This window comes from Flavobacterium sp. ST-158 (genome assembly GCF_058309975.1).
In genome coordinates this window covers 234,295-247,943 of record NZ_JBZEEN010000005.1, presented here as the reverse complement: position 1 = coordinate 247,943, position 13,649 = coordinate 234,295, and the positions used below count along the sequence as shown (strand labels likewise).

The window sequence follows — 13,649 nt, the reverse complement described above, 5'->3', positions numbered from 1 at the left end:
AATTTTTAATGCTAACTTTTTAATTATTCTACCAATTCACCTTCAATTTCCTCCAAACTTTTGCCTTTGGTTTCTGGTAATTTCTTTAGAACAAAAAAGAAGCCTAAAACACATATTAGTGCATACAACCAGAAAGTACCTGCCGCTCCAAATTCTTTATTTAAAAGAGGAAAAGTATAAGTCAGAATAAAGCAGGCAATCCATAAGGTGAAAGTGGCTAATGCCATTGCTGCCCCACGGATTCGATTGGGAAATATTTCAGATAATATTACCCAAGTTATAGGTGCAAGAGACATAGCATACACTCCAATCCCCAATACAACCATCATTAAAACTGCTATTCCTTTTATTTGAAAATAAAAAGCACTTCCTAAAAGGATATAAGTAATGGCAAGACCTAAAGCACCAAAAAGCATTAGTTTTTTTCGCCCCCATTTATCTACTGTAAATATGGCAACCAACGTAAATACAAGATTCACACTTCCGGTAATGACAATATTAAAAAGGGTATCACTAACACCATATCCGGCAGCAGTAAAAATTTCATCGGCATAATTAAAAACAATATTAATACCACACCATTGCTGAAAAACAGCTAATACGATACCAATGGTAAGAACTGCTCTGTATTTGGGTTGAAATAAAGCTTTGAAATCAACTTTTTCTGCAACATCATTCAAAGTTGCTTGAATATTTCTCATTTCATCTTTGGCATAAACTTCTCCTCCAATTTTCTTCAGAGTAGGAAATGCATGGTCATTTTTACCAACTTTTATTAACCAACGTGGACTTTCTGGAACAAAAAAAGTAAAAACCAAAAAAGCTACAGCCGGAACAACTTCTGCCCAAAACATCCAACGCCAACCTATCATTCCATTCCATGATTGTTGGATGAAATAATCTGTTGCTCCAACAGGAACATCTTCGGCAATTAGAATATTGATGATTTGCGCTGCTAAAATCCCAATAACAATGGTCATCTGATTTAAAGAAACTAAACGACCTCTGAATTTTGACGGAGCAATTTCTGCAATATACATGGGTGAAAGCGCTGATGCTAATCCAATTCCTAATCCACCAATTATTCTGTAAATGATAAACGCATTATAGCTATCTGCAATTCCTGTACCTACAGCCGAAATAGTGAACAATAAAGCCGATAACAAAAGAGGACGTTTTCTTCCAAACCTATCACTAATTACACCTGAAATTACTGCTCCTAAAATACAGCCTATCAAAGCGGAACTCATAGCCCATGCTTGCAAATTAGCAGAAGAGCTTATTTCAAAAAAGCGTTCATAAAAAGGTTTTGCACCACCTATGACTACCCAGTCATAACCAAAAAGCAATCCTCCCATTGCGGAAACCATGGAAATTGCAAACAAATAAGATTTATTGAATTGATTATTTATGCTTGTCATAAAAATAATATTGTGGTTAAATTAATAGTTAAACAAAAATACGTTTACGAATCGATTTATAAATGGATTATAATTTGAAATAAATGGATTATCTTACGACCATAAATAAATTTACAATAAAATAGTACTCTTATAATGAACAATCTAACGAAAATCAAAATAAAAGAAGGTTTCATTGGTCAAACTATGGTTGTTTTAGCTGAAGAGCAAAAAATAAAAATGGCTCATCATCCATTTTTAGCTAATCTTTTTACAGATGCAATTGGTTATTTTCCAAATGCAAAACACCACAACAGATCGCGGAAAAACGGTATTGAAGAATATATTTTATTGTATTGTTTAAAAGGGGAAGGTTGGATAAAAATACATGGAAAAACAATAAAACTGACGCCAAATACGGGTTACATTATTCCTAAAAACACTCCTCATAAATACGGTAGTTCACACAATGATGCTTGGAGTATTTACTGGGTTCACTTTTCGGGTACCTATGCAGCTACCTTTTATGAGCGATTTTGTTTTGCTAAAGAATCAGCAGTTAATATAGTTTATGATGAAAACCGGCTGGAAGTATTAAAAGAAATTATAAGTCTTTTAGAAGACACCCTTTCTGATGAACGTGTTGAACTGGTACACTTTAAACTAATGACCTTTTTGAGTTCATTATGTTATGTTGCGACTTTAGAAAATAACATAAAAGATAAAATCAGTCTTTCTATAAGCTTTATGAAAAGTAATTTAGAAGAAGCATTAACTATTGAAACATTGGCCAAACAAGCCTGTTTTTCGGTATCTCGGTATTCGGAACTATTTAAACAAAAAACAGGCTACTCTCCCATTCAATACTTTATCAGATTAAAAATCCAAAAAGCATGCGAGTACCTTTATTTCACCAATATGAATATTAAAGAAATATGCAAAAAAGTAGGTTTTGAAGACCCCTATTATTTTTCCAGAATGTTTAAAAAACAAATTGGTTTATCTCCAATGCAGTATAAAAAAGCACATTGTTAATTTGGAAAATAAATATATTAAAAGACTTAATTGAAAACTAAGTTAAAAAAACTAATCCTGATTGATAAAATACAACGACTGCGGATAATTTGCTATTGCAATTAAAGCATTATAAATATACTGAGACACCAAAGCTCCTCCTTTAAAATTGATTAAATCAATATCATCCTCGGGTGTATGATATTGTGGATGTCCACCAGTATGAAATCCTACAGCCGAAATATTCGCTTTGTAGAAAGAAACATGATCAGATCCGCCAACATCTCCCGCATGAATTACTGGATTTAGGCCACTATTTTTGCCTAATTTTTTCATCAAATCAACACCTTCAGGAAAGGTTCCAGCTCCTCCCATATAGATTTGTTTTTCGGCATTTAATCTACCAACCATATCCATATTGAGCATTACTTTTACAGCATTTTTATCAATTGGTAAATGATTGATAAAATATTTTGAACCTAACAAACCTTCTTCTTCTCCGCTAAAAGAAACAAAAATGATACTTCTTTTAGGTTGTACTTTAGACTTAGAAACTTTCTCTAAAATACACAATAAAGCAGCAACACCAGAAGCATTATCATCTGCTCCATTATGAATAGCTACAGTATCCTTTTTTTTACTATGCGAACCTATTCCTCCCCATCCCCAATGATCATAATGGGCTCCAATTACTATGTATTCGTTTTTAAGTTGGTTATCAGAACCCTCTATGAATCCAACAACATTTTGCGTTTGCACACTATCCGAAGGCATTTTATTAATTCCTTCTTTGACAAATAATTGAAACGACTGGAAATAGCTATCTGATTGTAATGGTCTTAAACCATATTTCTGAAAATATTTCTTGACATATCTTGCTGCGTCATTGTTACCTTTTGTTCCTGGGAATCTACCTTGCAATTTGTCTGAGGAGAGGTATTTATCGTGTTTGTAAAATTGCTTTTCCAAAGATCTATCTTGTGCATTAATTGTGTTATAAGAGAAGATGGCAATAAATAATAAAAAATTCCAATCTTTTCTTTTCCTTTTAAAATTGTCATACATATTTTTCTTAAAATTATAATTTATTATATAAAAAAACAGCTTGTTTTAATTCAAAAAATTTATTCGCCAATTTTCATTTTCTCTATTTACTGTATTGGCTACTAATTTATAGTCTTCAATCAATTCCCGTTCTTCATTTAAATCTAAAAACAGGCAATATTTTTGCATATTATTTCTCCGATTCTTTATATAAAGTTTTTTACTTCGTTAATTTAAAACTCACATATTTAATATACTTTCGATTATGAGTATAGACAACATGCACTTTTTTATCTTTGGTTTGAATGATAGCAGGATAACTAAATTCCCCTTCTTTTTGATTTTCTAAATCGAATAATTTCTCCCATTTTAAACCATCAGCTGAATATTCGACATCCAGAATATTTCGGCCGTAATACCAATCTTTTCCTTGAGGTAAAGGATTATTAACTAACAAAAAAGATTTTGGGGATAAACCCAAAGCATCAATTCCGGAATTAGAATTAACCACATCAATCAGTTCAGCATTTGTCCAAGTGGTTCCATTGTCATAAGACCAACTTGTTACTAGCTTATTATGTTTACTTCTCAAAAGTAGTTGTAATTTATTTCTAGAGTGCCTTAAAATAGTAGGTTGGATAATATCATACCCATTATCATTAGGTATTGCTATTTTAGACCAGGAATCTGTATTTTCATTATAGATTTCTATATGAGCTCTCCATTGATTGTTATTGACACTTTCTGTACTGCTTCCACATAAAATAATTCCGGGATTGATTTCGATAGCTTTATTTCTAATGGGTCCTAAGAAACCTTCCGGAAGATATTTTGGCATACTCCAGGAACTTCCATTATCTACTGAACTAATCATGGCTCCAAACCATTCTCGTGGATTTTTGCCTACTTTGTAAAATAAATATAACTTTTTAGTTTTTTCACTTTTAAACAAAACAGGATTCCAACATGGAAGCGTGTCTCCTTTAATGATTGCAGGTTTTACAACTAATTGAGGCGAAGTCCAAATACCTTCTTTTAATTTGGATGCATAAATACCAACATCCTTTGCCCCTTCATAACTTCCACCAAACCATGCAGCCATAATTTCATTTGGCAAATATTCAAGTAATGTAGCAGCATGACTATTAGTAGTTTTTGGCGGATTAGCAATATAACTAGTTTTTATAGACTTAACCTCTGGTTTTCTCATTACTGTTTTACAAGAAAAAAAGAAAAAAACAATCGCAAATCCTACACAATATTTTAGAAAAAAAATCTTCATTATTTCTTCAATTAATCTGTGACATTTTTGATTTATTTTTTACCAAGTCCCAACTTATGCCCTGCCACTGCATAATATAAAATAACCAAATAACAAGGTAATAAAATCCAATACCCTTTAGTGGAAGCCGCAGCTGTTGCCATAGCATCGTTCATTCCCTGAGCCATAAAATGAACTTTATTTGCATCAACCAATTTTCCATATAAAGGCGGAATTATTGCTCCTCCAGAAATTGCCATAATCAATAAAGCGGAAGCCGTTTTAGTAAATTTACCCAAACCTTTTAAAGTTAAAGGCCAAACTGCAGGCCAAACTAAAGCATTAGCAACTCCTAAAGCTGCTACAAATAATACCGAGGTAAATCCTGTTGTAAACACAATACAAAATGATAAAATGATACCTAAAGTTGCACTTAATTTTAATGCCAAAGTTTGCGAAATGTATTTTGGAATTAAAATAGCTCCCATCGCATAAGTTGCAACCATTGCCATTAATGTGAACGTTGTAAAAAACTTAGCGTCGGCAACAGGAATCCCTAAAGAAATTCCGTACGCAATAATAGTATCTCCGGCAATGACCTCAACACCCACATACATAAAAAGTGTGAGTACACCCAACCATAAATGTGGAAATTGAAAAATACTCGTTTTAGATGTACTTCCATCTTTTGATTCTTCAATTGGTTCTGCTTCCACATCAGGAAGAGGAGCTTTTCTAATTAAAACAGCTAAAATAAACAAAACAGAAGCCATCACAACATAAGGCATCACCACGCTATCAGCCATAGTATTTAATAATTCTGCTTTTTCGGCAGCGCTAACCACATTCAATTTTTCTTTAATTTCGTCGATTCCTGATAATAATAAAGCACCAAAAATAAGCGAACCTAAAGCTCCTGCAACTTTATTAGCAATTCCCATAATGGAAATGCGTTTTGCAGCACTTTCAATTGGCCCTAAAATAGTAATATAAGGATTGGACGCCGTTTGTAATAAAGTCATTCCTGCTCCTTGGATAAAAATTCCGGTTAAAAACATCCAATAGGTTCTTGCTTCAGCAGCCGGAATAAAAACCAAAGCTCCTATTCCCATAATAAACAATCCTAAAGACATTCCTTTTTTATATCCAATTTTTGATAAAATATACGAAGCAGGCAAAGCCATTACCACAAACGATATATAAGAAGCCGAAGCCACTAAAAGAGACTGAGCCGATGTCAATTCATTTATCGTTTTCATAAATGGAATCAAAGCGCCATTTATCCATGTTACAAAACCAAAAATAAAAAAGAGACCCGCTATAATTAAAATTGGTATTAATGTACTATTCTTAGTTTGCGGAATGGATATACTATTACTATTCATGATTATTATTTTACTATTTATTATTACACATTTATTCTATTTCATTACATTATTCTTCAATACAAATTGCCACTATATCTTTAATTTTCTGATAATCAGAACTAACAATAATACTTTCATTAAAAAAAACACTGGAGTTCATTGGGATTGTTCCAATTCCTTTTATGTGTTCAATTTTAGAAGCAGAACAATGGATTTCTTTAAAGCCTGCTTCTTTAAATTGTAGTGCATTTTCAGAATTGATTCCGCTTCCAGGAAGGATTAATAATTGATTTTGGGCTTGTATCTCTAATTCTTTAAGAAGTTGTATTCCTTCTTGTGCGGTACTCATTTTTCCTGAAGTCAAAATACGATTGACACCAATAGTTTTTAATACTTCAAGTGCTTCAAAAGAATTTTCCACCCAATCAAAAGCTCTGTGAAAAGTAAAAGACAATGGTTTTGCTAAAGCAATTAATTCTTGTGTTTTAATAACGTCAATGGTATTATCCGATTTTAAAACGCCTGAAACAATTCCCTGACACCCCATTTCTTTACATAGTTCAATATCGGCTTTCATTATGGCAAACTCTTCTTCTGAATAAGTAAAATTTCCACTTCGTGGACGAATCAAAACATGAACAGGAATTGATACATTCTCCATCACTTTTTGTATCAAACCATAAGAAGGAGTTATGCCTCCTAAGGCTAATTCAGAACATAACTCAATACGATGAGCGCCTGCATTTTGGGCATTCATAGCCGATTGATAAGATGAAGCACAGATTTCAAGTAGCATAATTTATTATTTACATTCTAATTTATCAACTTACCCACTAAAACCCCTGAAACATTCCAGTGATTGGTACTTTGTCCTTCATTAGGACCTTGATCAATAACAACTTCGATGGTATGATTTCCTTTTTTCAAATTAGATAAAGGAATACTATAAGGAGGTGTTAAGGTTCCGGGACACCAATTGGAACGACTCAAATCACTTGAGGATAAACCATCTGCAAAATTACCTGATGCCGGATTTGACAATCTATAAGTACCACAATCGGTGCGCCAAGGTACTATTTTAAAAACTTCCTGGCCATCGACAAAAACCTTATTCATTCTTGGAACAAATTCATCTCCATTGCCCCATCCTCCGTGTCCGGTTGTGGTATATAAAAGTTCTAAATTTTGCACCTCTTCATTAATTTCAAAATTTACTTTTAAGGTATCATTTGCAAAAAGACCTCCATAATTTTGCCCGGACATTTCCATTGTATTAACAGTTGAAAACAATGGTTCTATATATTTTTTAAACTTTTTTTCTTTTTTTTCAAATGAAGGGTATACATCCAACTCCAAACTTACTTCATGTCCTCCTTTGTCATAATTTCCAATAAAAACTCCAATCCAAATTTCCTCTTCATCAGTAGGAATAAGTGAAGTTACTTCTTGTTTATAAACTACTTCTTTTGCCCAATTGTAATTATTTATTTTTCGTTTATTATTAAAATAATCTACCCCAAATGGAGTAAAAAAACTTAGTATTTCTATTGCAGGTGCATAGTCATTCTCTTTAACAAGGCCTTGGTATTTGTTGGATTTATTATCCGTATAAATAGGTAATTTATCCAAGCCGTATAAATAAGCATCGAGTATGGTAGTCTTGATACCATTCTTTTTTGCTGGGATAATAAATACAGAACCCGTTCTGTCATAAGCATCTCCGTTAGATTTTGATGTTAGTTTTGCAAAAATGGCATGACTATTTTTTAATGCTGGAGTCATTTTAATTTTTTTCAGGACAACGCTCCCTTTGGTAAAATGATATACTTTATCAGAGACAAGTTCATTTTCTTGTGGAATGGTCCGATTAGGATCAAAGTTGATGTTTTCATTTTCAAATATTTTAATTCTGCTATATCTGGAATTAATGATAATTTCTTCAAACTCCGACTGATTAACTACAATTGCATCATGGTTATAATTAATAAATGGTACGTAGCTTTTAACTTTAGTGATCGCACTAGCAACTAATGTTTGGTTTCCGTTAAATACCATTTTTAAAACAAGTGCATTTTTATTCGGTAGATAATTACTATTAGGAGTTCCTTTTGCAAGGGCTTTTTCAGTATACCAAACGTCAATTCTATTTGAAAAATAAGAAAAAGAAACATGTTCACAATTGTATCCAAGAATCAAACTAGTATCAGCTTCCTTTTTAGCAATTGGCAAGCTATCAAATGGCATTACTTTTTTAAAAACTTTATCTTCAAATGCAATCGTACTTATATTTAAAGCATTTTTTAAATCAATGTATTGTTGAATTTTATCTGATTTATTCGTTAAAAACGCCAGCTGATTTTGAAAAAACAGTTCTGTATTTCTATCTGTTTTTTTTCCATTTATAAATTGCTCATAATTCACTTTGTATGCATCATGATTCTTTTGAGCAAATAAAACAAATGGAAATAAGACTACTATTAATTTATAAAATCGAATCATTTACACTTTATTGATCTTATTTTTTTAAAGAGAAACAGTTATTAAAAAAATAGAGGTAAGCATTATGTCTTACCCCTATTTAAAATCAAGCATTAATTTTAATTAACGTCCCACCAAAGTTTAGTACCTCCAGTATCTGGACCTCCTAATTTCACAATTCCATCTAAAAGTGCTGGTCTGTTTGAAGAATATTCATTTGTAGTATAAATTACTCTTTTCATTAAGCTTTTACCTACTCCTGTATCAACATTGTCTGTGTTCAATAATGGATACACTACATTAACATCAGTTCTTCTTAAATCTGCCCAAGATTCCCATGATTCTGGAAATAGAGCTAAATATTTCTGAACAGTAATTTGTTTACGTTGATCGGCTTCAGTCCCAGCCCAAGCAACAGCAACAGTAACTGGTGGTGTATATAAATCTAAACTAGGATATAGAGTAGTTATAGCAGGTACTACAGGAGTTGATGTACCTGAAACATAAGTATTAATTGCATTAACATCAGAAATACCCCATTGATTCATAGATAATGAAATACCAGTTTCATACAAATCTTTTGCTGTACCATCCATATTCCATCCGTTCAAAGCTCCTTCTGCACGATTCAAATAACTCTCAGAAGCCATCATGATTTCAATCGCTTTAGTATTTTGAAAATCACCTGCTAAAGCATCACTAAATGGAGAAAACTTTGTAGTTCCAAATTGACTTTGTAATCCTCCTGCAGGTTTTCCTAAATAAATTCCATCTGCATTTGGTGCAAACCATTTTGACATCCTTGGATCATTATAACCTTTAAGAATACTTTCCATAGAAGCTGTCATGTAATATCCCCAACTATTTACAATCATATTCAAGTTGTTTGGTGTAATATCACTAGCTTTAAAGGTAGCACTTTGTGTATTTGACTCCATCACTCCATTAGCCACAGCAAGTTCAGCTTGTGTTTTAGCTTTATCTGGTTGAACATCTGATATACGTAAAGCTAAACGTAATCTAAGACTGTTTCCAAATATTTTCCAACTAGCTACGCTTCCGTTAAAAATTCTATCAGAAGTTGCATATAATCCTACTGTAGAAGTATTGGTTGCAGATAAAGTTGTATTAGCTTCATCTAATAATTTAAAGAAATCTTCATAAATCGATTCCTGAGAATCATAAGCTACATTTGCTTTTCCATTACCTGCTTCAGTATAAGGAATAGGTCCATAATGATCCGTCATTTGATTGAACATAAATACTTTCCAAATCTTTAAAATTGCAAGTGCGTCTGCATCGTCTTTTGCTGCTATAAAAGCATTATTTAGTGCAGGCACAGCTACCGTATAAAAACGTAACCAACCTCTTTCACCAAAAGATCCAAAAGCATTTCTATCAGTGCTGTATCCTGTATTCATGTATTGAACAAAAGTAGAAGATATAATACCTGTTGCAATCCCCCAAGTTCCCTGATCATCAACACCCGGTGAAGAATAAGAACCATTATGTATACCTGCATACTGAGCTGATAAAAAAGCAGGTCCAGCTAATGAAGCATCTAATTGATCAGTTGTTAAGGTATTTTTATTGGTATTTAGTTCATCAAAATCTTTGGTACAACTTGTAAAAACGCTAACAGTTAATATTGCTGCTAATGTTTTAATTTTATAACTATTTTTCATACTTTATTTTTTTTAATTAAAATCCAAATTTCACATTCACTCCGTAATCTCTAGTAGAAGGAATATTGAAAGACTCTATACCTTGCAAGTTTCCAGTACCAGCTCCCTGCTCAGGATCAAAATATTTAGCTTTATTTACGATAAAGAATAAATTTCTGGCAACAAGAGAAACGTTAAAACTACTGAAAACTGAATTTTTCAATAAGCTTTTAGGCATTGTATATCCAAATACTAATTCTCTTAATCGAATATTTGTAGCATCATAAATGAATGGTTCTGCAATAGGAGTTCTTTGTCCTACTGAAGTCCAGTAATCTTCTGCCGAAACTGTTACTGTATTAGGAGTGTATCCTCCATTTCCATCGGAAACTACACCATCAACAATAAAACCATTTTCACGCCCCGCTAACGTCATTGTATTTACTCCTAAACCTGCCTGTCTGGCTTGTGTGTAAGAAATAACTTCTCCTCCAATTCTCATATCGATAAGAAAACTTAAATTGAAGTCTTTATATCTAAAATTGTTTTTAAAACCTGCTGTCCAATCCGGATTGAAATTACCGGCTAATACATCAAAACTATTAGTTGCAATAGGTAAACCTGCTGAATTCACAATAATTTTTCCATCATCTGTTCTTTGAAAACCTTTAATGTATAAATCTCCATACTCGCCACCTTTGATAATTTTACTTCTCACTAAACGTCCTTCTCCAAGAACTAACTCATCTCTATCTTCAAAAATGGATTTTACTTTTGATTTGTAAGAAGAAAAGTTTGTTGTGATATCCCATGAAAAATTGTCAGTTTCAACAGGAGTTGCTGTAAGCATAATCTCTACCCCTTTATTTTGGATAGTTCCTCCATTAACAACTGCTCTTGAATATCCAGAAGCTTCTGGCGTGTTGATGTAAAAAATTTGATTTTTTGTATTTGTATTAAAATATGTTACATCTAAACCTAAACGATTATTTAAGAATTTCAATTCTGTACCAAATTCCGTAGAACTTGAAATTTCAGGTTTAAGGTTCGGATTAACAGCAGTAGTTTGCGAATAAACCATACCTCCATTTCCTCCAATATAAGATAATTGAGGACTTAATTGATAAGGATTTGTATCGTTCCCCACTTGAGCATAAGAAGCTCTTACTTTAGCATAACTAATGACTTCAGGTAATTCAACCATATCTGAAATTACACCAGATAAACCTACAGAAGGATAAAAGAAAGAACGATTTTTTGCAGGTAAAGTAGAAGACCAATCATTTCTGGCTGTTAAATCTAAAAACAAATAATTTTTATAGCCTAATTGAGTAGAACCATAAAGAGAGTTTATTTGTTTTTCTGAAAGTGATGAAATTGATTGCACTGTTTCAATATTTGATAAAGCAAAGAAATTCCTTCTACTTAATCTACCTCCTGAAGACAATGAAGATGTTGTCTGTTTTAACATATTCGCTCCTGCATTTGCTGTCAAAGAAAATTCACCAAATTTAGTATTGTAACTTAATAACACATCTGAATTTAGTTCTCTTACAGTTTCATACATTTCTGAATAATTTCCCAAATCATTGTTAAATCTATCAGTAGCATATCTGTCACTAAAATTTTTATTAGTCATTTGATCTAAACCAGTTCTTACCTGTAAATTCAATTCATTAGTGAATTTGTATTTTAAAGCTGCAAAACCAATAAATCTATTTCTTTGATCAGTACGTGAATTATCTCTAAGAGCTGACCAATAAGGATTTCCACCTGCTTGTCCAACTTCATCTGTAAAGTAATTTTGTTGTAATTGTCCTGAAGCATCTCTATATTCGAAATTTTTATAATCACTATGAGCAATACTTCTTGGTAATAAATAAAGTGAAGTACCTATAGACTCCTCACCAGTACGAATCATATTATCAATATCCTGAACAATATAATTTGTTTTTACATCTAAAGATAGTTTATCCGTAAGGTCGCTAGTTAATCTCAAATTAGCATTATGTCTTCCTAATTTATTTCCTCCCACAATACCTTCAGCAACCGTATTTGTATAAGAGAAATATGCTTGAGTCTTTTCTGAACCTGTAGAGATAGACAAAGTATTAGCTAGATTATAACCTGTTTTAAAAAAATCTTTAACATTATTAGGTTGAGCTATATAACTTGAAGTTGCAGCACCTGAATAATCTGGATTGCGCACTAACTGCCAAGCAGAAACCTGACTACCATCTAACTTACCACCCCAACTTGATTCAGCAGTAGCGTTATAAACTCCACTTTCTCCCTGACCGTACTGATTTTGCAAATCCAATAAATTATAAGCTGAAGAAGCCATAAAATTAGAAGATATGTTAATTTGCATACCTTTGTTTTTCGATCCTGACTTAGTTGTAATAACAATAACACCATTACTTGCTCTACTTCCGTATAAAGCTGCCGCTGATGGTCCTTTCAAAACTGTCATAGAAGCAATATCATCTGGATTAAGATTTGAAATACCATCAGGTTGTGTAGTCCCTCCTGTATCAATATCAGGATTTCCATCTGTTGAGCCATTACTCAACGGCACACCATCAACAACATACAAAGGCTGATTGTTACCATTAAGAGATCTATTACCTCTTAATGTAATTCTGGAAGAACTTCCTACACCATTAGAAGTAGTTGAGAAATTTAAACCTGCCACTTTTCCTGAAAGTGAATTGGCAACGTTTAATGACCTTGCCTGAGAAATCTCATCAACATTTACATTTTGTGCAGAATATGTAATTGCTTTTTTCTCTCTTTTAATCCCTAAAGCTGTAACTACTACTTCTCCTAATTGCTCAGCATTTTCAACTAAGGATACATTAATAGTTGTCGAGGTTCCTACCACAACTTCTTTTGATACCGAACCGATGAAGGAAAACACTAATACTGAGGATTTATCTGGAACATTAATAATATATTTTCCGTCAAAATCCGTAGAGACACCATTTGTAGTCCCTTTCACAAGGATATTTGCCCCCGGCAACGATAATCCACTTTTACTGTCAGTAACAGTTCCTGTCACTTTAATTTGTGCTTTAGAATATTGAAAACTAAATAAGCAAAACACAAACAGTAGTTTTAATACATTTTGATTCATAATTTGGTTTTTGAGTTATTAATTTGTTTTATAGACAATCAGCCTGAGGTTAATTGTTTGTTAAATTTATTATTATAAAACGTTATAAAAATATAATTTCGACCAATGACATATTTGAAAAGGTGTTTGTCATTTTTTTTGTTTTTTCAACCCAAAAAGTCATTTCAATAAACAATTAACAACTAATAACTATTATACATGATTATTCTATAACAAAACTAAAGTTATTATAAATAAAAAACATTAACCTTTCAGAAAGATTAATGTTTTTTATAATTTCTATAG

General features: G+C 32.3%; 9 protein-coding genes. 1 reads left to right on the top strand and 8 read right to left on the bottom strand.

Annotated elements, in window-relative coordinates:
* Positions 1-23: 23 nt before the first annotated feature.
* Positions 24-1,421 (bottom strand): sugar porter family MFS transporter, encoded by a 1,398-nt coding sequence (locus tag AC4FRF_RS09975; protein WP_491159354.1) that lies wholly within the window; start codon positions 1,419-1,421, stop codon positions 24-26.
* 135 nt (positions 1,422-1,556) lie between these two features.
* Between AC4FRF_RS09975 and AC4FRF_RS09970 the strand changes: the two genes are divergently transcribed.
* Positions 1,557-2,435, top strand: a complete 879-nt coding sequence (locus AC4FRF_RS09970) for an AraC family transcriptional regulator (protein WP_491159353.1) — start codon at positions 1,557-1,559, stop codon at positions 2,433-2,435.
* 51 nt (positions 2,436-2,486) lie between these two features.
* Here AC4FRF_RS09970 and AC4FRF_RS09965 read toward each other — a convergent pair whose 3' ends face one another.
* The 7 genes from AC4FRF_RS09965 to AC4FRF_RS09935 all read right to left on the bottom strand — a co-directional run bounded on the left by AC4FRF_RS09965 (position 2,487) and on the right by AC4FRF_RS09935 (position 13,364).
* On the bottom strand, positions 2,487-3,479 hold the full coding sequence (locus AC4FRF_RS09965; RefSeq protein ID WP_491159352.1) for a M20/M25/M40 family metallo-hydrolase: 993 nt from the start codon (positions 3,477-3,479) through the stop codon (positions 2,487-2,489).
* A gap of 199 nt (positions 3,480-3,678) precedes the next feature.
* Entirely contained in the window at positions 3,679-4,668 is a 990-nt protein-coding gene (locus AC4FRF_RS09960) for a sialidase family protein (RefSeq protein WP_491159351.1), read from the bottom strand.
* 104 nt (positions 4,669-4,772) lie between these two features.
* The gene (locus tag AC4FRF_RS09955) at positions 4,773-6,104 is read right to left on the bottom strand and encodes a sugar MFS transporter (protein ID WP_491159350.1); all 1,332 of its coding nucleotides are present in this window, start codon (positions 6,102-6,104) and stop codon (positions 4,773-4,775) included.
* Between the two features lie 49 nt (positions 6,105-6,153).
* Positions 6,154-6,882, bottom strand: coding sequence for a copper homeostasis protein CutC (locus AC4FRF_RS09950; protein ID WP_491159349.1), 729 nt, complete (start codon positions 6,880-6,882; stop codon positions 6,154-6,156).
* Between the two features lie 17 nt (positions 6,883-6,899).
* On the bottom strand, positions 6,900-8,585 hold the full coding sequence (locus AC4FRF_RS09945) for a peptide-N-glycosidase F-related protein (protein ID WP_491159347.1): 1,686 nt from the start codon (positions 8,583-8,585) through the stop codon (positions 6,900-6,902).
* Between the two features lie 98 nt (positions 8,586-8,683).
* Positions 8,684-10,249 (bottom strand): SusD/RagB family nutrient-binding outer membrane lipoprotein, encoded by a 1,566-nt coding sequence (locus AC4FRF_RS09940; protein WP_491159346.1) that lies wholly within the window; start codon positions 10,247-10,249, stop codon positions 8,684-8,686.
* A gap of 16 nt (positions 10,250-10,265) precedes the next feature.
* Complete coding sequence (locus AC4FRF_RS09935; protein WP_491159345.1) at positions 10,266-13,364, bottom strand: SusC/RagA family TonB-linked outer membrane protein; 3,099 nt, start codon at positions 13,362-13,364, stop codon at positions 10,266-10,268.
* Positions 13,365-13,649 lie beyond the last annotated feature (285 nt).